Below are 19,634 nucleotides of genomic sequence, written 5' to 3' on the forward strand. Positions count from 1 at the left end.
AAGGGGCTGAAATCCCGTTTCATGAGCTGATCGAATGCAGCTTGCGGTGACGGCCCGGCAGAGGCTCGCACCGTCGAACAGCACCAGCGCCGGCACGGATCGCCATAAGATCACCTTATGGCCCGTCCCGAAAACGGTCTTTGCCTGCGCAGTGCCGCGATGTCGCTGTATCCGAACGGGAGAGTGCCATGGCCAACATAGGCGGCGAACGCGTCGAGATCCGATCCGCGAGCAAGCATTACGGCTCGGTGCGCGCGCTCGACGACGTCTCGCTCGACATTGCCCCGCAGGAATTCGTCTCGCTGCTCGGCCCGTCCGGCTCTGGCAAAACCACCTTGCTCGGCATCCTCGGCGGCTTCATCCAGCCTTCCGGCGGCTCGGTCCATCTCGGTGGGCGCGACGTCACCTATACCCCGCCGCATAAGCGCGACATCGGCATCGTCTTCCAGAACTACGCGCTGTTTCCGCATATGAGCGTCGGCGAGAACGTCGCCTTCCCCTTAAGAGCGCGGCGCCTGCCCAAATCGACCTATGCCGAGAAGGTCCGTGGCGCGCTCGCCATGGTCGACCTTGCCGGCTACGAGGAGCGCGGCATCGGCCAGCTCTCCGGCGGCCAACGCCAGCGCGTCGCACTCGCCCGCGCCATGATCTTCGAGCCGCGCCTGATCCTGATGGACGAGCCGCTCTCGGCGCTCGACAAGCAGCTACGCGAGAACATGCAGATCGAGCTGCGCCAGCTTCACAAGCGGCTGGGCGCGACGATCATCTACGTCACGCACGACCAGCGCGAGGCGCTGACGATGAGCGACCGCGTTGCCATCCTGAAGGACGGCAAGCTGGTCCAGATCGACAGGCCCGAGCGCCTGCACGACCATCCCGCCAACGCCTTCGTTGCCAGCTTCATCGGCGAGGCGACGCTGCTGCCGGTCCAGCGCGCCAGCTCTGACAGCGTCTCGCTGGCCGGGACCGTGCTGAAGAGCGCTCGGCCGATCGCGCCCAACGGCGAGCTCGTATTGGCGATCCAGACCGAGAAGCTGCTGGTCGAGGACGGCTCCGGCAGCCCGGACCGCAACCGTCTCGAAGCCCGCGTCACCGATATCGTCTTCCAGGGCGAGAGCCTGCGCGTCTTCCTCGCGCTCGACGACGGCACCGCGCTCAGCCTGCGCCAGCCCAGTCATTACGAGGCCGCCCGCCGGATCCCGCCGGTCGGCGAACGCCTCGCCGTCAGCCTCCACCCGCAGGACACGATCATCGTGCCGAAAATCGGCGCCTGATCCCCCTTCCCGAAGCAGAGACGCAAGACCATGGCCCTCAGCGATTTCAAGGTTCTCACATTCGACGTCGTCGGCACGCTGATCGACTTCGAGGCCGGCGTCCTCGGCGCAGTCCGGCGCCTCGGCGGCCCGGCGGCCGCCAAGCTCAGCGACGACGAGATCTTCGCGCCCTATCTCAAGGGCCGCGAGCTGCATTACGAGCGCTCCAGCGAGGTGATGAAGCTGGTCTACATCCACCTCGCCAAGGAGCTCGGCCTGCCGCATGACGATGCCACGGCCGACGCCTTCCAGCTCGCGATCCTGCGCCATCCCGCCTTCCCGGATTCGGCTGCTGCGCTGGCGCGGCTGCGCAAGCATTACCGGCTGGTCGCCATGACCAACGCCGACCGGCCGAGCTTCGCCTGCTACGCCCACACCCTCGGCAACCCCTTCCACGACAGCGTCACAGCCGACGAGGCGATCCACCCCAAGCCCGATCCGCTGTTCTTCGCCTATAATCGCGGCCGGCAATCGGCCTTCGGCTACAAGCAGGAGGAGATCCTCCACGTCGCGCAGAGCCAGTACCACGACATCCGCGTCGCCAAATCGCTCGGCTATGCCACCTGCTGGATCGAGCGGCGTCAGGGCCAGAAGGGCTTCGGCGGCACGCCGGCGGTGCCCGAGATCACCAAGCCCGATTATCACTTCACGACGCTGAAGGCGCTTGCCGATGCGGTCGAGGCGGAACGGGCCTGACCCCGTGACGGCCGCGCCTACATCCTGGCAGGCCCTCGACGCCGCGCCCTCGCTCTGGCGGGCGACAGCATCGCCGCTGCAGGCGCTGCCGCCGCTCGCCGGCGATGCGCAGGCCGACGTCGTGATCATCGGCGCCGGCTATACCGGGCTCTCGGCTGCCCATCATCTTGCCGCCAGCGGCCTTGCGCCTGTCGTGCTCGAAGCGAACGAGCCCGGCTGGGGCGCGAGCGGGCGCAATGGCGGCGTCATCACCGCCAAGTTCCGCCTGTCCTTCCCGGCCATCGCCGCCGGCCATGGCCGGGGCATGGCGAAACGCATGTACGATATCGCCCATGAGGCGACCGATATCGTCGCCGAGCTGGTCGACGCCTGCGGCATCCGGGATGCCGGATTGACCCGCGCCGGCCAGGTCAAGGCCGCGCACAACCACGAGACGCTGGCCTATGCGGTGAAGGAAGCGCAGTGGCTGCGCGCGGAACTCGGCGACACCACGATGACCGTGCTTGATGTCGGACAGGTGCATGAGGAGACGGGCTCCGCCGGCTTCGTCGGCGGCGTGCTCAATGCCGGCTCGGGCGGCATCCACCCGCTCAACTATCTGCGCGGCCTCGCCCGCGGCGTGACCGCGCAAGGCATTCCCGTCTACAGCCAGACGCCAGCGCTCAACCTCCGGCGCGAGGCAGACGGCGTGCTGGTCGAGACGCCGCGTGGGACAGTGCGCGCGAAGCAGGCGATCATCGCCACCAACAGCTATTCCGACCTGACGCCTGCGACCAGCGACTACCAGCGCACGCTGATCCCGTTCCGCAGCGCGATCATCGCGACCGAGAAGCTCTCGCCGAACCTCGCCGCCAGCGTGATGCCTACCGGCCGGACTTATACCGAGACCAAGCGGATGATGCGCTGGTTCCGCATGGTCGATGACCGGATCGTCTTCGGCGGCCGTGGCGCCTTCGGCAAGGCGGATTCCGCCGCCCTGCACAAGGCGATGGTCGGCATCTTCCCGCAGGTCGCCGACGTGCCGCTGGCCTTTTCCTGGTCCGGCCTCGTCGCGATGACGCTCGATTCCGTGCCGCATGTCGGCCGCATCGACGACCGGGTCATGGTCGCCATGGGCTACAATGGCGCCGGTGTCGCCATGTCGAGCCTGATGGGGCGCTACCTTGCCGCCTTTGCGCGCGGCGAGCGCCCCGATGTCGGGCTGCTCGACGTCGGCCGCATGCGGCCCGTGCCCTTTTACGCGCTTCGAGAACCGGCGGTCCGTCTGGTCGCCGGCTGGTACCAGTTTCTGGATGCGATCGGACGGTAGGCCTCGAAGCTCCGATCCAAAACAACAGGGGAACAGGACATGGCCAAGAGCTTGAACTTCCGGACTGCCTGCGCCGTCGCGGGGCTTTCCCTCGCAGCACTCGGCTCTGCCAATGCGGCCGAGCAGATCATGTTCGTCTCGCAGGGCGGCGCCTATCAGAAGGCGCAGACCATCGCGATCCTCGACCCGAGTGCCAAGAAGCTCGGCATCACCATCAACCAGGACAGCGTGCCCGACGCCTGGCCGATCATGCGCTCCCAGGTCGCCACCGGTAAGCCGACCTGGGACGTCGTCGACGTCGCCACCAATTTCTGCCTGCGCGGCGGCGAGCAGGGCATCGTCGAGAAGCTCGACTTCAGCAAGATCCCGAACGCGGCGGCGATGCCGGCCGAGTACCGCAGCGACTGGTCCGTCGCCTATGAGTTCTATTCGAGCGTGCTCGGCTACAATCAGAAGAAATTCCCGGACGCGGCCTCGGCGCCCAAGAGCTGGGCCGATTTCTGGGACGTGAAGAAGTTCCCGGGCCGCCGCTCGTTGCGCAACCACCCGCTCGCGACGCTGGAAGCGGCGCTGATGGCCGACGGCGTCGCCCCCGACAAGCTCTATCCGCTCGATGTCGAGCGCGCCTTCAAGAAGCTCGAGGAGATCAAGCCGAACATCACGGTGTGGTGGACCTCAGGCGCCCAGTCGGCCCAGCTCCTCAACGATGGCGAGGTCGACATGGTGATGGCCTGGAACGGCCGCATCAGCGCGCTGACGAAAGAAGGCGCCAAGGTCGCCTACACCTACAATCAGGGCATCTTGCAGAGCACTTCTCTCTGCGTGCTGAAGGGCGCGCCGAACCTGCCGACCGCGATCAAGTTCCTGAACGAGGCGGTCGATCCGGTGCACCAGGCCAACCTGCCGCTGCATATCGACTACGGCCCGGCCAACCCGAAGGCCTACGACACCAAGGTGATATCCGAGGCGCGGGTCAAGGAACTGCCGAGCGCGCCGGAGAACGCCAAGGTGCAGGCGCTGATGTCCTATGCCTGGTGGACCTCGCCGGCCGGCGAAGCGGCTGAGAAGCGCTGGCTGCAGTTCATGCAGAAGTGAGATCCGTCGTCATTCTCGGGCGAAGCGCAGCGCAGACCCGAGAATCTCTTGCAGGAGATGCTCGGGTCAAGCCCGAGCATGACGGGCCTGTGAGCCCGGGCATGACCAAGGTGACGAGATGAGCACCAGCGCGATCGATCCATCCCTCCGTCATCAGCGCCGCGAGCAGGCGCTGATGACCCTGCTCGCGGCGCCGGCCGTGCTGGTGATCGTCGCGCTGGTGGTGATCCCGGTCGGCTGGCTGGCGGCCCAGTCGATCTACGACAACGGCTTCACGCTGGAGCATTACCGCCGCATCTTCACCGAGGAGGTCTACTGGCGCAGCTTCGCGCTGACCTTCCGCATTGCCCTGATGGTGACGCTCCTCACCTTGCTGCTCGGCTATCCGGTTGCCTATGCGGCGGCTCACGCCAAGCGGCCCTGGAACGTGCTGATCCTGGCCTGCGTGATGCTGCCGTTCTGGACCAGCGTGCTGGTGCGCGCCTATGCCTGGCTCGTGCTGCTGCAGCGCACCGGCGTCGCCAACCAATTGCTCGAACGCTTCGGCCTGATCACCGAGCCGCTCGCGATGGTCCACAACGAGCTCGGCACGGTGATCGCGACCGTGCACATCCTCCTGCCTTTCATGGTGCTGCCGCTCTATTCAACCATGCAGAAGATCCCGCGCGAGCTGATGCTCGCCGGCGCCAGCCTCGGCGGCGGCCCGTTCTACAGCTTCCTGCGCATCTTCCTGCCGCTGTCGCTGCCGGGCGTCATCGCCGGGCTCACCCTCGTCTTCGTGCTGACGCTCGGCTTCTACATCACGCCCGAGCTGCTCGGCGGCGGGCGCACCGTGATGATCTCGATGGTGGTGAGCCGCAATGTCGAGCTCTACGCGCAATGGGGCGCGGCCAGCGCGGTCGGCGTCGTGCTGCTCGCCTGCGTGCTCATGATCTTCGCCGCGGTGGGCCGCATCATCCCGCTCGACAAGATGCTGGGGCAGAAATGAAAACCTCGCTGCTGCCGCGCCTCGCCTTCGGCCTCGTCGTCGGGCTCGTCCTGATCTACCTGATGCTGCCGGTGCTGATCATCGTGCCGATGTCGTTCTCGAGCACGCGCTTCCTGACCTTCCCGCCGCCGGCGCTCTCGCTACGCTGGTACGCCGAGTATTTCGGCAATCCGAACTGGATGCAGGGCACGCGCATGAGCCTGATGCTCGGCGTGCTGACCGTGCTGATCGCGACGCCGCTCGGCACCGCGGCGGCCTATGCGATCAGCAACGCCCAGAACCGGCTGATGCGCTCGCTGCACATGGTGCTGATGCTGCCATTGATCGTGCCGATCATCATCGTCGCGATCGGCATCTTCTTCGTCTACGCCAAGCTCGGCCTGATCCAGACGCTGACCGGGCTGGTACTGGCCAATGTCATGCTCGGCCTGCCCTATGTCATCACCTCGGTCGTCGCCGGCCTGCAGAGCTTCGACAAGACGCAGGAGATGGTGGCGCGCAGCCTCGGCATGAACCGCCTGCGCGCCTTCCTCACCGTGACCCTGCCGCAGATCAAGGCCAGCGTCTTCGCCGGCGCCGTCTTCGCCTTCATCTCGGCGATCGACGAAACGATCATCGCACTGTTCGTCTCGGGCGGTCAGTACCAGACCCTGACCAAGCGCATGTTCACGGCGCTGCGCGACGAGATCGACCCGACCATCGCCTCGATCTCGACCCTGCTGACGGCGGCCTCCTTCCTGCTCGTCCTGCTCGCCATGAGCGGACAGAAGAAGGAGGCGTAGCGCAGGCCGCGTCTGAGGGCGCTGTGGAACGCGCTCCGGTGAGTCGACTGGCGTGGCCGTCGAGAACCGGAGCGGAGCGGACTTTTCGTCCGTGAGCACCGGAAGCGCAGACGGCCGCGTCAGGCGGCCGCTGGAGTAGCGTTCCGGAGCGCTCTCAGTGGCGCCAGTCCTGGTAGCGGTAATACATCCCGACGAAAGGCAGGAACCATGGCGGGCCGAAATGGCCGGGCACTGCCGGCCAGTCGAGCCCGGCGAAGGGGTTCGCCTTGGCGTCCCCGCCCATCACCCTGGCCATCGCCTGCCCCATATGCACCGACATCTGGGTGCCGTGGCCGCTATAGCCGAGCGCGTGGAAGACGCCGTCGCGTTCGCCGGCGCGCGGCAGCCGGTCGGCGGTCATGTCGACGAGCCCACCCCAGCAATAGTCGATGCGCGTGCTCGCGAGCTCCGGGAAGAGCTCCAGCATGCGAGCCCTCAGGATCGCGCCGCTCTTGGCGTCAGAGGCCGGGCTCGACAGCGCAAAGCGCGCCCGCCCCCCGAAGATCAGCCGGTTGTCGGGCGTGAGCCGGAAATAGTTGCCGATGTTCCTGGTTGTCGTCGCCGTCCGCCGTGTCGGCATGATTGCCGCGGCGCACTCGGGCGTGAGCGGTTCGGTCGCGATGATGAAGCTGCCGACCGGCACGATGCGCCGCCGGAGCCAGGCGAAGGGTCCCCGGCGCGAGGCGCCGGTCGCGAGCAGCACCTGCCCCGCCTCCAGCGTGCCACGGCTGGTGACGACGCGGTGAGCCTGGCCATTCAGCCGCTGCAGCCCGGTCACTGCCGCGTTCTCGTGGATCGCCGCGCCATTTCGCGCCGCCGCCTCGGCAAGCCCGACGCCGAAGCGGCCCATATGCATATGGGCGCTGCGCGGATAGACCAGCCCGCCGAAGAAGCCGTCCGTGCCGATCTCGCGGCGAATCTCGGACGGCGGCACCACGGTCAGGTCCGGCTCGACCGTGCGCCGCAGCAGCGCGGCGCTCTTCTCCAGCTTGGCGAAATGCTCCGGCTTGGCCGCAAGCTTGATCTTGCCGGTGCGGATGAAATCGCAGTCGATCGCCTCGCGCGCGACCAGCGCCTCGACGGTGTCGACCGCACTGTCGAAGGCGCGATAGAGCGCGACCGCCTTCTCCTCGCCGAGGCTGGCGGCAAGGCTGCCGAGATCATGCGCGAGGCCGTTATTGCAATGCCCGCCATTGCGTCCGGAGGCCTCGCCGATCACGCGCCCGGCCTCCAGCACGGCAACGCTCGCCCCCGACTTTGCCAGAGCAAGCGCGGCCGACAGGCCGGTGAAACCACCACCGACGATGGCGACATCGACCTTGCCGGCGATCGGAGCCGAGGAGCCGGCGGCGAATCCCGGCGCCGTCGCGAGCCAGTAGGGTTCGAGCTTCATGGGGTTATCGTCTCAGCGTTCCGGACAGGGCGACACGGGCCGCCCCTCGCCGGGCAGGCCGGCTCCGACCGTCGAGAATACCGCCTTGCTGCGCAGGTTCTTGGACAATTTTGCAGTTCTCCCTAGCCCGGCGCCTGCCTATAGTCGCCCCGTATTTCGACGAACGAGGCCTGCAACTGTGGCTCACGGAACGGCTCGGCGCCGGCTCGACTACGAGCTCGCCATCAGGCCGATGACAGAAGCGGATATCTCCCAGGCGCACCAACTCTCCGTCGGTGTCAGCTGGCCGCATCGGCCGGAGGACTGGCGCTTCGTGCTGGAGGTCGGGCACGGCTTCGTCGCCTGCGATGCGATCGACAGGGCCCTAGCCTCGGCGATGTGGTGGCCCTACGGGCCGCACTTCGCCACGATCGGCATGGTCATCACCTCGCCGCGCCTGCAGATGCAGGGCGCCGGGCGGCGGCTGATGGACACGATCTTCGAAGAGGCGGGCCCGCGCGACCTCAGGCTCAACGCGACGCGGGCCGGCTACCGGCTCTACCGGTCGCTCGATTTCCAGCCGATCGGCCGCATCTTCCAGCATCAGGGCCGCGCCCAGGCGCCGGCCGGCGCAGCGCCCGACGAATTCACCGTCCGGCCCGCGACAGCAGCCGATGGCGACGCGATCGCCCAGCTCGACGCCGACGCCTATGGAGCCGATCGCTCGCGCGTCATCGCCGCGCTGATGAAGCTGGCGACCGGGACGGTGATCGAGCGCGACGGCACCGTCGTCGGCTTTGCGCTCTGCCGCCGCTTCGGCCGTGGCCATGTCGTCGGCCCGATCGTGGCCGAGAGCGACGAGGCGGCGATCGCGCTGCTGCGGCCGCATGTGATCGCCCATGACGGCCAGTTCCTGCGCGTCGACACCGCCCAGGAACAGGGCAGGTTCGGCGGCTTCCTCGAAGAATGCGGCATGACCGTCTACGACACCGTGACCACGATGGTCAGGGGGCACAATCACGGGCCGCGCGGCGAAGCCCGGACCTTCGGGCTCGTCACCCAGGCGCTTGGCTGACGCCGGTCAGATATCGAACAGCGTCGGCAGCGGATAGCCGGGCTTCTGGATCGGCGACTTGATCACGATGTAGCTGAAGTATTTGGAGATACCGATATTGCGGTCGAGCAGCGTCTCGATCAGCGATTGGTAGTGCGTGAGACCGCGCGTGACGAACTTGACGAGGTAGTCGTACCCCCCGCTGACGAGGTGGCATTCGACGACTTCGTCGACGCGCCGAAGCGCCGTCTCGAAGCGGATGAAGTATTCCTTGGTGTGGTCGGTCAGGGTGATCTCGGTGAAGACGGTGATCGTCTCGCCGAGCTTCTGCAGGTTGATGGTCGCGCCGTAGCCGGAGATGAAGCCGGCCTGCTCCAGCCGCTTGACCCGCAGCAGGCAGGGGCTGGGCGACAGGCCCACCGCATCGGCCAGATTGACGTTCGTGATCCTGCCGTTGTTCTGCAGCTCGATCAGGATCTTCATGTCGATGCGGTCGAGCCGCACGCCCGGTGTCACGACGAAGGCCTCTTGTCCTGGATGCCTCTTGCGGAACCGGACCTGCAGAGCGAGCCCGAACCGGTATCAGACTAGAGCAGGATGCGAAAAAGTGGGAACCGGTTTTTCGCTGAAATCCTGCTCTAAGCTTTTAGAATCGATCACGTTTTATGATCTTGGATCGATTTGATCCAAAATCATCGTGATCTGGTCGTTTGATGCGGTCCGGGCCAAGCAAGGATCACGCCGCTTTCGCGGTTTTCAACGCCGCCGCCACCTCCGGCAATGCCAGGACCTCGTCGAGTGTCTTGCGCAGCCTGGTGACGATCAGGTCGATCTCCGCCTCGCTGCAGCAGAGCGGCGGCGCCAGGCCGATGATGTCGTCGGCGAAGGCGCGGAAGATGACACCATTGGCGTAGCCGCGGGCGAAGAGATGGTCGGGCAGCTTCGCTTCGCGCGGCAGCTTCTCTTTCGTCGCCTTGTCGGCGACCAGCTCGACGCCGGCCAGCAAGCCGCGCGCCCTGACCTCGCCGACGAGCGGGTGGTCGGCGAGCGTCGCCAGGCGCTCCTCGAAATAGGTGCCGACGCGCTGGCCGTTGGCGAGGATCCCGCCCTCCTCATAGAGGCGCAGCACTTCGAGCGCGACCGCTGCGCTGACCGGATGGCCGGAATAGGTGTAGCCATGGCCGATCGGGCCGCTGGCCGGGGCATTGTCGGCGATGGCGCGATAGACTTTCTCGCCGATGGCGAGCGCACCGAGCGGCGCGTAGCCCGAGGTCAGCCCCTTGGCCATGGTCATCATATCCGGCACGACGCCTTCGGCCTCGCAGGCGAACATCGGGCCGGTGCGGCCGAAGCCGGTGATGACCTCGTCGGCAACGAAGAGGATGTCGAGCTCAGCCGCCGTCTGACGCATCGCCTTGAGCCAGCCCTTCGGCGGCACGATGACGCCGCCCGAACCGATCACAGGCTCGCAGAAGAAGGCCGCGACGTTCTCGGCGCCGAGCTCCGCGACCTTGGCGCGCAGCGAGGCGACGCTGGCCGCGATCACCGTCGCGTCGCTCGAGCCGGTCGGGTTGCGATAGGCATAGGGCGGAGCGACGTAGTGATGCACATGCGCCGGAAAGTCGAAATTGGCGTGGAAGGCCGGCAGCGCCGTGACGCCAGCGCCGGTCGAGCTTGAGCCGTGGTAACCGCGCTCAAGCGAGAGGATCGCCTTCTTCGTCGGCTGGCCGGTGACGTTGTAGTAGAACTGGATCAGCCGGAGCGCGCTGTCGACCGCATCCGAGCCGCCCAGCGAGAAATAGATGTGGTCGAGATCGCCGGGGGTCAGCTCGGCGAGCTTGGCGGCAAGGCGGATGGTCGGTTCGCTGCCGAAGCTGAAATAGCCGGTTGCATAGGGCAGTTCGCGCATCTGGCGGGCGGCCGCCTCGACGATGCTTTCATGGCCATAGCCGACATTGACGCACCACAGCCCGGCGAAGCCGTCGATCAGCTCATGGCCGTCGCTATCGGTGATGAAGGCGCCCTTCGCCGATTTCATCACGGTGACGCCGCGCTTCTCATGGCCGGCCCAGTTGGCGACCGGATGGACCCAGTGGCGGCGGTCAAGGGCTTCGAGGGAGTTGACGCTCATGGCGGAACCTCAGGCAGGACGGGAAGACGAAACGGGAGAAAAGGCGGCGCGCGCCGCATAGCCGAGCCGGCCGGCCCGCGGCGGCGGAGACTGCACCTCATCGCGCAGATAGCGGCCGGGCGTCACGCCGTAGACGCTCTTGAAATGGCGCGAGAGATGGCTCTGGTCGAAGAAGCCGGCATCCAGCGCCGCCTGCGCGGCCGGGACACCGTCAGCGAGCAGCGCCCGCGCATAGCGCACGCGCTCACGGCAAACGAAGCGGTGCGGCGTCAGCCCGACCTGGCGCCGGAAAACGGTCACGAAGCGGCAGACGCTGAGGCCGGCCAGCGATGCGAGGTCGTCGAGATAGAGAGCCTCGGTGAAATGCCGCTCGATATGGCTCAGCGCCCGCCGGATACCGGGGCTCGCCGACTCCACCGCGCGGGCAACAGGGCTTGAAACAGACTGGAGCATGGACCGCATCGTCCTCCGCTGAACGCGTTCGAGCCGGATCCGATCAGGTCGACTCGACCTGATCGGTGAATCCGTCTCGCGCTTTGAGTCAGAGGCCGTTTTGCCGATCGGCTTGCGACGCAAGCTGATCGGAACGGGCTCTGGCGCTATCAGGAAGGCTAGGATCGGTCGGCTGGACTGTGCGGCGGCTTTGGCGCGCCGCTTTGGTATCCCCTGCCCTATTCGGTGGCAGGATCGGCAGATCGTGCTTCGGCCTTGCCGATCAGGCGGACTTGAGCCCGCCGATATGGAAGCTCTTCAGCTCCAGATATTCCTCGATGCCGGTCGCACCACCCTCGCGGCCGATGCCGGACTGCTTGATGCCGCCGAAGGGCGCCACCTCCATCGAGACCGAGCCGGTGTTGAGGCCGACCATGCCGAATTCAAGCCGCTCGCCGATGCGCCAGGAGCGGTTGAGGTTCTCGGTATAGAAATAGGCCGCGAGCCCGAAGGGCGTGCCGTTGGCGATTTCGATCGCCTCGTCCTCGTGCCTGAAACGGAACAGCGGCGCGACCGGGCCGAAGGTCTCCTCATTGGCGAGGCGCATCCGCGTGGTCGCACCGGTCAGCACGGTCGGCACGACGAAGCGGGAGCCGTCGACCTCGCCCTGAGCCGCGGCGAAGCGCGTCGCACCGAGCGAGAGCGCATCGTCGAGATGCGCATGGACCTTCTCGACCGCCGCCGCATTGATCAGCGGGCCGATGGTGACACCGTCCTGCCGCCCGTCGCCGACCCGCATCGCCGCCACGGCCTTGGCAAGGCGATCGGCGAAGGCATCGTGGATGCCGTCCTGCACCAGGATGCGGTTGGCACAGACGCAGGTCTGGCCGGCATTGCGGAACTTGCTGGCGATGGCCCCGGCGACGGCTGCGTCGAGGTCGGCGTCATCGAAGACGATGAAGGGCGCATTGCCGCCGAGCTCGAGGCTCAATCGCTTCAGCGTATCCGAGCATTGCCGCATCAGCAGCGCGCCGACCCGGGTCGAGCCGGTGAAGGAGAGCTTGCGGACGACAGGGTTCTGCGTCAGGGCCGCACCGACACCCTGCGGCAGGCCGGTGACGATGTTGATCACGCCGGGCGGGAAGCCGGCGCGCTCAGCCAGCACGCCGAGCGCCAGCGCCGAAAAGGGCGTCAGCTCCGAGGGCTTCACCACGATCGGGCAGCCAGCCGCGAGCGCCGGCGCGCATTTGCGGGTGATCATCGCATTGGGGAAGTTCCAGGGCGTGATCGCGGCGGAGACGCCGACCGGCTCCTTCAGCACGAGGATGCGCCGGTCGGCAGTCGGGGCCGGCACCGTGCTGCCATAGACGCGGCGCGCCTCCTCGGCGAACCATTTGATGAAGCCGGCGCCGTAGAGCACCTCGCCTTCGGCCTCTGCCAGCGGCTTGCCCTGCTCGGCCGTCATGATGCGGGCGAGATCCTTGCGGTGTTCCAGCAGGAGATCGTGCCAGCGCTCGAGCAGGGCGGCCCGCTCGGCCGCCGGCCGCGCCTTCCAGGCCGGAAACGCGGCCTGCGCCGCCGCGATCGCAGCATTGGTTTCCGCCTGGCCGCAAGCCGGAATCGTGCCGATCTCGATGCCGGTCGCCGGATCGCGCACCGGCAGTTCCTCGCCGGAGGCGGCGCCGACCCATTCGCCGCCGATCAGGGCGCGGCCGACGAGAAGACTGCGGTCTTCGAGAGCGACAATCGACATGGCAAGCCTCATTCAATAGCCGCGATCGCGGTCGATCAGGCCGATCAGGGGTTCGCCCGCCTGGTGGCGCCGCAGGTTCTCGAGAACGATGTCGAGCGAGGCTTCCGAGCGCGAGCGGCTGGCGATATGCGGCGTAAGCAGGACCTTGGGGTGGTTCCAGAGCGGGTGCCCTTCCGGCAGCGGCTCCGGCTCGCAGACATCCAGCACCGCGCCCGCAAGGTGGTCGCTGTCCAGCGCCGCCAGCAGGGCATCCTGATCGAGATGGCCGCCCCGGCCGGCGTTGACGATCATCGCGCCCTGCGGCAATCGAGCGAACAACTCGGCGCCGAGCAGGCCGCGCGTCGCATCGGTCAATGGCAGCAGACAGACCAGGATGTCGGTGCGGGCGAGAAAGGCCGGCAATTCGATGGTCCCGGCGAAGGTTTCGACGCCCGGGGCCTCGTGCCGCGAGCGGCTCCAGCCGGCAACGCCGAAGCCGAATTCGGCGAGCTTCAGCGCGCAGGCCTTGCCGAGCATGCCGAGACCGAGGACACCGACGCGGCGCTCGCTCGAGGGCCTGATCCGTAGCGCCGTCCAGGCCTGTTGCCGCTGGGCGGCGATGTAGGGGATGAGGTCGCGGTGTAGGGCCAGCACCGACATGGTGACGTATTCGACCATGCTGTCGACGAGGCCGGGCTCGATCATCCGCACGATCGGCAAATGCGGCGGGATGTCGGCCAGGTTCAACTGGTCGACGCCAGCGCCGACCGAGACCAGCAGTTCGAGATTGGGGAACTGGCCGAGCAGGTCGTCCGGCGGGAGCCAGGCGGCGAGATAGCGAATATCGGCGGGATCGCCGATATCCGGCCAGATCCGGAACGGCAGCTCGGGCGCCTTATCCGCAAGCAGCCGCGTCCATTCCTCGGCGCGGGCGGCATCCGACTTGAGCAGCAGCGTCATCGTGTCGACCTCGCGGATATCAGCCAAGCGCCTGGGTCACCAGAGCGTGGAGGCGCGCCGGTCCGGATGCGGCCGGCAGATCGCCGCGCACCATTGCGGTGACATCGCCGGCCGGCGCAAGACCGTGCTGTACCAGCCATTCGCCCAGCCCGGAGCCGAGCGGCAGATCGACCCGGATGAACTGACCGGCCCGGCCGTGCAGCCAGCAGGCGATCAAAGTACGTGCATCCGTCTCGTCGGCAGCCACGACCGGGCCGATCACCTGGCCGCGGCCAAAGGCGCGCAGGATGCTGAAGCCGACGGGCTGCCCCGCTCGTTCCAGCACCAGGCATTCGCCGCATTGCAGGAGCGCCGCCAGAACCGACCCTCGTTCCAGGCCGGTCGCCTCTCGATCGAGCCGTTCGAGCCTGGTGAGATCCGCCGGGCTGCCCGGACGCAGCCGCTTGCCCGCACCCACCTCAGGCGCTGCGACGGCGCCTACATGACCGTGATACTGTCTCACGCCACCGCCCCAGTTCCGGAAGCCGAGGCGGACATAGAGCGGCGCACCGGCAACGGTGGCGTTGAGCATCAGCGAGCGCTCCCCGGCCTCAGCGAGCAGGGTCTGCATCAGGCGCTTGCCGATCCCCGCCCCCTGCTCCTCGGGCGCGACGATGATCATCCCGACCGTCGCATGGCTCTCGCCATAGGGCCACCACAGGCCGGTGGCCACGAGCTTGCCGTTCCGCTCCCCGACGACACCGTGGCCGAGGCCGATCACGAACTCCCAGTCCTCGCGACGGTGCGGCCAGCTGACGCGGCGCGACAGCTCTGCGCAGGACGCCGCGTCGTCCGTACGGATTGCCCGCAGTGTCAGCGCTTCCGGAGCCGCGATCCCGGTCATGCCCGTCCCGGCAACGGACGCCATGGCGCTCACGCGCCGACCTCCTGGACGACGTAGACCTTGGCGACATGCTCATCGCTGTCCCAGGCGCATGGCGTGCCCTGGGCCACGAACACGCTCTCGCCCGCCGCGATCCGGACCGGACGCCCATCCGTCCCGGTGAGGGTGACGCTGCCGACGAGGATGTGCATCAGCTCATTGACCGGCTGCGGACGCAGGACGCGCCGATACGGCGTCGAATCCCAGATACCGGCCCGCAGGCCCGACACCTCGTCGGTGAAGGCGTTGAAGCTCCGGCACTGCGGCACCGGCCCTTCGAGAAGATTGGCTGGAGGCGGCGACGACGGCGAAAGCGGCGCATCGGCCGGCAGCTCCGTCACGCCGGGCGCTGCGGAAGCTGCTCCGGTGCCGGCACAGAAGACCCAGCTCGTGCCGGGCGCCGCCTCGACGCGCAGGGCCGTGCCGCGCGCGATCACGATGCTCTCGCCGGCCTGGAGCGTGCGCCTGCCGCCGTCCGCGAGCGTCAGATCGAGACGCCCCGACCGGACGACGATCACCTCCGTGTGCGGGAAGGCCGCGCTGTCGAGGATGCCGGAAAACGTGACGAGCCCCACCGCCAGGTCCTGCGGCCCGCTCCAAACGATCTCTCGGCCGGCGCCGAACGGATCGTCTTTGGACAGTGGCCCGGCGCCGGAGGCGGAGGCGTGAGCGGCGAAAACAATCGGAAAGGTCGGCATGAACGTTCCATCCAGCATGATGCTGCTGAGCTAGGCCGTTTCCCAGCCGTCGGATTGGAGGAAATTCTCGGGACGAGCGGTCGGCATCGCGCAGCAGGTAGCGCCACATCGCTCTACCGCGGCGCGCTCAAGAAGCGGACATTGGCGGTGGCTGGATCCTGGCCCGACGGGGCGCGGCTGTCGTCGTGGCCGCGAGCTTTGTCGGTGACCGCCGGACTGCGCTTGCGCTTGAACGTCAGCATGGCGGCGCGCGTCTCGCCATCGGCGCCGAATTGCGCTAGCGGGTGACCAAGCGAAAGCAGTGCCGCTTGCACGTCGCAAGTGTTCATGGTGAGTGTCCTCGGAAGACTCGTCGTGGTGGATTAGGGGCCCGCGTCAAGAAATGCTCGGAAAACTGAAGCACGTGGTCGCCATGGCCATCCCGCCGCTGCGCCGGATCAAACTGCAGCGCGATCAGCTGCTGAGGGAACAGCGTGAATTGCTGGCCGAGCGCCCTGATTTGGAGAATCGGCTTCCTGACGAGAGTGGCAGTGCGTTCATTTCAGTTTTCCGCTTCTTGAAACCGGCGCTTCAACCTGGCGACACCGCAACCCGTGAGCAGCGGACGGCAGTCGCTCAGGAATTGGGGTGGCGTGCGATAGCCTTCGGCGCGGTGTCGGCAATCGAGGCGTCCGATGAGGCGTGGTTCCGTGTCGAATTGAACGGCGTGCCCGTAGTGCTGCCGCGCTATACGCTCATGACGATGAGGCACTGCCTGCATGTCGATCACGCCGGTCATCTACGCCTCTTCGTAGAGACCGATCACTGGCAACGCATGCGTGCACTGATCGAACCAGGTACCCTGTTCCTGGACGTCGGAGCGGCAACAGGCGCTATGACCGTTCCCTATTCGATGACTGTTCCCGAAGGCGCAACTATAGTCGCCTTCGAGCCCTCCCGACGAGCTATGCGGCACCTGCAAGCAACCCTCGCACGAAATGGCGGCTCTTCGCGCGTGAATCTAGTCGCTGCTGCGGTCTCGGATGTGCAAGGCGAGGCGGAGTTTTTTGAACAACCTGAAGATCCGACGGGGGAAGTGCCATTCCTGCCGGAATCATCACGACTTGGACAGCGCGACGATGCATTCCTAAGCGGAGCCGAAGCGTATTCGGTCGACGTTATTACACTCGACGGACTAGCCGAAAAGCTCAATTTCGCCACCCACTCCAGAATCGTCATCAAGATCGACGTCGAAGGCTACGAAGTTGAGGTCCTAAAAGGAGCAATCAAGCTTCTTACGGAGAATCCCAATGTATTCATTTCCACAGATATTCACAATAAACCCGGCACAACGGAATTAACTGGCCCTGATGTCGTTTCTTTTCTATCGAACATTGGCTATAAAATCGAAACGCATGGGCACGTCATCTTTGCCCAAAAAGGCAATTAGAGCATTTTCGAGCGAAGTGGCACCGGCTCGCGTGAAGACAATGCTCTAACTCTTCGACGCGAGCCGTACCAGCACAGTAAACTCCCACAACCCGTAATCCTGGAGCAATGCGACGTGCCGCCCATAGCGGCTCAGGCAATTGGCCAGCATGGTCACGGGATCGGCATAGAACAGATGCGGCTGACGTTTGTCGGGATCGGATGACAGCGTCAGCATGTTGAAACCGAATCCCTTCGTGCTGTTGATCGCAAGTTGATCGATCGTCTCGTCGACGTAGCCGGCCCAGCCGGCCGGGTCAGTGCCGCGCCGCACATTCAGGATGCCGCTGGCGATGGCGTAATCGCATGCCTCCGGCGGGGCGGCACCGAGGTGCCAGCATCGATCGTCCCCTTCGCCATGCATCTGACGGGCGGCTTCGATCATACCGGGCGCGATATCACACCCAACATAGCGCCCACGATGGCCAGCTTGTCGCAGGACGGTGAGGAAATCGCCATAGCCGCAGCCCAGATCAAGGATCGAAGCATCGGGATCATGCTCGATCAACCTCAGAAACTGGACGTGGCGGGTCCGGTGGGAGGCATCGTCCTTCCAGTCGACTCCGCGCGCGGTCGTGCCGTGCTGGGCGAGCGCCGCATCGTAATAAGCAGCCACGACACGGTGGATGGATTCAGTCGCATCCGCGCCTGACGTTCCATTGGGCCTTACCGGATCATGCGGCATAGCTTCGATCCCGCAATGTGGCCCGCGTCGCTTCAAAGCCCAGATTCAGCAGTGGATCGATGATGGACACAGCCGGCACGAAATCCCCCCAGAGTTGCCGGTACGGGATCAGACTGTTGGCATAGTCCATCCATTCGACCTTAAGACCGGCATCCTGAAATCGCCTTTCGTCGAGATAGCTGTGTGCGGACGGCCCGGAGAGGTAGGATGTCCCCCCCGCCGCCTTCGCCAGGTCGATCAGTCGCTGGGTCGAATCGGCAGTATCGAGGCTTGCGCGCGCGATGAGGTCGACGTCCACCAGAAGCGGCGTTTTGATCTCAAGTGCTTCGCACAGGGCGCGGGTCAGATGCTGATTGACGGTCGACAGAGAGTTCTGATGCGCAATCGCGGCAAACGCATCGGCCAAGACGGGGTAAACCGCATCATAAGCCTCGGCCCGACGGTAGGCACCTTGAATGCTACGCAGGTGCGTGGCCGCCCAGCTCGGGTCACTGATGACGACGGAATCGATCGAGGCGTGAAAATTGCCCTTCTGCTTCACCGGGATCGACAGCCAGGACGAGCCGTTCGGCGTCTTGATGGCGTTGCGCGTTCGCCAGTCGCGGCGTGTAAACTGGACGCTGTCGAGAAATACGAACACGTCGCAGCGCTCGATCATGTCAAAATATCCCCGCCAGGGAATATAGCTCGACTGGATGATGCCGACGCGACAGCCCTTCGATAGTGAAACGTTGACGGAGCTCGGCATGATCAGGATTTTTGCCCGAAGAAGCCGCTGATCGTGTCGATGATGCGGTGTACGTCGTCGTCGGTGAGCTCAAGATAGAGCGGCAGTCGCAGCAGCGAATTGCTGACGGAATCGGTCACGGTCAGATCACCATCGGTCCGGCCAAATTTGCGGCCCGCCGGTGCCGAATGCAGCGGAATATAGTGAAACACGGCGTTAATATCATGAGCTGCCAGATGCTTGATGAGTGCGGCCCGCGTAGGCTCGTCCTTGAGCAAGAGCCAGAAGATATGGCCATTGGCATCGGTCCCTGTCGCCTCGGGAATCACGATATCGCCGCGCTTGGCCAGCAACTGCAGGTGTTCACGATAGAGATCGTACAAGGCGCGGCGGCGGGCACAGATGGCCTCGACATGCTCAAGCTGCGCGAAAAGAAACGCGCTGACGATTTCGCCAGGGCAGTAGGACGATCCGATATCCTGCCACGTGTACTTGTCGACTTGGCCGCGGAAAAACCGGCTGCGATCGGTGCCTTTCTCGCGAATGATCTCGGCGCGCTCCAGAAAGCGCTCATTGTTGACGATCAGCGCGCCGCCCTCACCGGAGATGATGTTCTTGGTTTCGTGGAACGACAAGCAACCCAGATCGCCAATGGTTCCCAATGCGCGCCCCTTATAGAAAGACAGGTGGGCCTGCGCGGCATCCTCGATGACGAGCAGCTTGTGGTGCGCTGCGATGGCGAGAATTGTATCCATCTCGCAAGCGAGGCCAGCATAATGCACTGGTACGACGGCACGTGTCCTAGGCGTGATGGCGGCTTCGATCAGGTTTTCGTCGATGTTCAGCGTGTCCCGCCTGATGTCGACGAAGACAGGTGTGGCGCCACGCAGCACGAAGGCCGTCGCCGTTGCCGAAAACGTGAAGGACGGCATGATCACTTCGTCGCCCGGTCCGACACCTGACAACATAGCCGCCATCTCGAGCGCCGCCGTGCAGGAATGCGTCATCAAGGCGCGGCGCGCGGGCAGATGCTGCTCGAGCCACTTCTCGCAACGCTGCATGAAGGGGCCGCCGCCCGCAATCGTTCCATTTGCAATTGCCTCGGCTATATAGCCCAGCTCATTTCCGACGATAGCGGGGCGGCCAAATGGGATTTTGGATGCGGCAGCGTGGGCGCGATGGGGCTCGGCAAAAGCGGACTTGTTATTCATCTTGCTGCTCTCTCGGTATTT

General features: G+C 65.8%; 20 protein-coding genes. 8 read left to right on the forward strand and 12 right to left on the reverse strand.

Annotated features, from left to right (window positions below; translation table 11 throughout):
• Positions 1 to 188: 188 nt before the first annotated feature.
• From AC1DS0_RS15565 to AC1DS0_RS15590, 6 genes are all read left to right on the forward strand, one after another.
• On the forward strand, positions 189 to 1,274 hold the full coding sequence (locus tag AC1DS0_RS15565; protein ID WP_476815209.1) for an ABC transporter ATP-binding protein: 1,086 nt from the start codon (positions 189 to 191) through the stop codon (positions 1,272 to 1,274).
• A gap of 30 nt (positions 1,275 to 1,304) precedes the next feature.
• Positions 1,305 to 2,009 (forward strand): HAD-IA family hydrolase, encoded by a 705-nt coding sequence (locus tag AC1DS0_RS15570; RefSeq protein WP_476815210.1) that lies wholly within the window; start codon positions 1,305 to 1,307, stop codon positions 2,007 to 2,009.
• 4 nt (positions 2,010 to 2,013) lie between these two features.
• The gene (locus tag AC1DS0_RS15575) at positions 2,014 to 3,318 is read left to right on the forward strand and encodes an NAD(P)/FAD-dependent oxidoreductase (RefSeq protein WP_476815211.1); all 1,305 of its coding nucleotides are present in this window, start codon (positions 2,014 to 2,016) and stop codon (positions 3,316 to 3,318) included.
• A gap of 39 nt (positions 3,319 to 3,357) precedes the next feature.
• Entirely contained in the window at positions 3,358 to 4,413 is a 1,056-nt protein-coding gene (locus AC1DS0_RS15580; RefSeq protein ID WP_476815212.1) for an ABC transporter substrate-binding protein, read from the forward strand.
• Positions 4,414 to 4,531: 118 nt separating this feature from the next.
• On the forward strand, positions 4,532 to 5,401 hold the full coding sequence (locus AC1DS0_RS15585; RefSeq protein ID WP_476815213.1) for an ABC transporter permease: 870 nt from the start codon (positions 4,532 to 4,534) through the stop codon (positions 5,399 to 5,401).
• On the forward strand, positions 5,398 to 6,183 hold the full coding sequence (locus tag AC1DS0_RS15590) for an ABC transporter permease (protein WP_427362457.1): 786 nt from the start codon (positions 5,398 to 5,400) through the stop codon (positions 6,181 to 6,183). The genes AC1DS0_RS15585 and AC1DS0_RS15590 overlap by 4 nt, the downstream gene beginning before the upstream one ends.
• Before the next feature lie 154 nt (positions 6,184 to 6,337).
• Here AC1DS0_RS15590 and AC1DS0_RS15595 read toward each other — a convergent pair whose 3' ends face one another.
• A complete protein-coding gene (locus tag AC1DS0_RS15595) occupies positions 6,338 to 7,615 on the reverse strand; it encodes an NAD(P)/FAD-dependent oxidoreductase (RefSeq protein ID WP_476815214.1) in 1,278 nt (425 codons plus the stop codon).
• 178 nt (positions 7,616 to 7,793) lie between these two features.
• Between AC1DS0_RS15595 and AC1DS0_RS15600 the strand changes: the two genes are divergently transcribed.
• Positions 7,794 to 8,669 (forward strand): GNAT family N-acetyltransferase, encoded by an 876-nt coding sequence (locus AC1DS0_RS15600; RefSeq protein WP_476815215.1) that lies wholly within the window; start codon positions 7,794 to 7,796, stop codon positions 8,667 to 8,669.
• Positions 8,670 to 8,675: 6 nt separating this feature from the next.
• Here the strand turns inward: AC1DS0_RS15600 and AC1DS0_RS15605 are convergent, their stop codons facing one another.
• The 8 genes from AC1DS0_RS15605 to AC1DS0_RS15640 form a co-directional block, all read right to left on the reverse strand.
• Positions 8,676 to 9,152, reverse strand: coding sequence for an Lrp/AsnC family transcriptional regulator (locus AC1DS0_RS15605; RefSeq protein ID WP_427362552.1), 477 nt, complete (start codon positions 9,150 to 9,152; stop codon positions 8,676 to 8,678).
• Between the two features lie 232 nt (positions 9,153 to 9,384).
• Positions 9,385 to 10,779, reverse strand: a complete 1,395-nt coding sequence (locus AC1DS0_RS15610; protein WP_476815216.1) for an aminotransferase class III-fold pyridoxal phosphate-dependent enzyme — start codon at positions 10,777 to 10,779, stop codon at positions 9,385 to 9,387.
• Between the two features lie 9 nt (positions 10,780 to 10,788).
• Complete coding sequence (locus tag AC1DS0_RS15615) at positions 10,789 to 11,232, reverse strand: helix-turn-helix domain-containing protein (RefSeq protein ID WP_476815217.1); 444 nt, start codon at positions 11,230 to 11,232, stop codon at positions 10,789 to 10,791.
• Between the two features lie 262 nt (positions 11,233 to 11,494).
• Positions 11,495 to 12,964: an NAD-dependent succinate-semialdehyde dehydrogenase gene (locus tag AC1DS0_RS15620; protein WP_476815218.1), complete on the reverse strand. Its 1,470-nt coding sequence runs from the start codon at positions 12,962 to 12,964 to the stop codon at positions 11,495 to 11,497.
• 12 nt (positions 12,965 to 12,976) lie between these two features.
• Positions 12,977 to 13,903: a 2-hydroxyacid dehydrogenase gene (locus AC1DS0_RS15625; protein ID WP_476815506.1), complete on the reverse strand. Its 927-nt coding sequence runs from the start codon at positions 13,901 to 13,903 to the stop codon at positions 12,977 to 12,979.
• A 19-nt stretch (positions 13,904 to 13,922) separates the two neighbouring features.
• Complete coding sequence (locus AC1DS0_RS15630; protein WP_476815507.1) at positions 13,923 to 14,810, reverse strand: GNAT family N-acetyltransferase; 888 nt, start codon at positions 14,808 to 14,810, stop codon at positions 13,923 to 13,925.
• A 5-nt stretch (positions 14,811 to 14,815) separates the two neighbouring features.
• Positions 14,816 to 15,523, reverse strand: a complete 708-nt coding sequence (locus AC1DS0_RS15635) for a cupin domain-containing protein (protein ID WP_476815219.1) — start codon at positions 15,521 to 15,523, stop codon at positions 14,816 to 14,818.
• 113 nt (positions 15,524 to 15,636) lie between these two features.
• On the reverse strand, positions 15,637 to 15,852 hold the full coding sequence (locus tag AC1DS0_RS15640; RefSeq protein WP_476815220.1) for a hypothetical protein: 216 nt from the start codon (positions 15,850 to 15,852) through the stop codon (positions 15,637 to 15,639).
• A gap of 53 nt (positions 15,853 to 15,905) precedes the next feature.
• Between AC1DS0_RS15640 and AC1DS0_RS15645 the strand changes: the two genes are divergently transcribed.
• Positions 15,906 to 16,952, forward strand: coding sequence for an FkbM family methyltransferase (locus AC1DS0_RS15645; protein WP_476815221.1), 1,047 nt, complete (start codon positions 15,906 to 15,908; stop codon positions 16,950 to 16,952).
• A 45-nt stretch (positions 16,953 to 16,997) separates the two neighbouring features.
• Here the strand turns inward: AC1DS0_RS15645 and AC1DS0_RS15650 are convergent, their stop codons facing one another.
• Genes AC1DS0_RS15650 through rffA form a run of 3 tightly spaced genes read right to left on the reverse strand, consistent with a single transcriptional unit; the run spans position 16,998 to position 19,613 of the window.
• Positions 16,998 to 17,675, reverse strand: a complete 678-nt coding sequence (locus AC1DS0_RS15650; RefSeq protein WP_476815222.1) for a class I SAM-dependent methyltransferase — start codon at positions 17,673 to 17,675, stop codon at positions 16,998 to 17,000.
• Complete coding sequence (locus tag AC1DS0_RS15655) at positions 17,665 to 18,423, reverse strand: WbqC family protein (protein ID WP_476815223.1); 759 nt, start codon at positions 18,421 to 18,423, stop codon at positions 17,665 to 17,667. Before AC1DS0_RS15655 ends, AC1DS0_RS15650 begins: the two co-directional genes overlap by 11 nt.
• A 2-nt stretch (positions 18,424 to 18,425) precedes the next feature.
• Positions 18,426 to 19,613 carry a dTDP-4-amino-4,6-dideoxygalactose transaminase gene (gene rffA / locus AC1DS0_RS15660; protein ID WP_476815224.1) on the reverse strand — a complete coding sequence of 396 codons (1,188 nt, stop codon included), beginning with the start codon at positions 19,611 to 19,613 and terminating at the stop codon, positions 18,426 to 18,428.
• Positions 19,614 to 19,634 lie beyond the last annotated feature (21 nt).

Source organism: Allobosea sp. P4_H5, assembly GCF_056400825.1.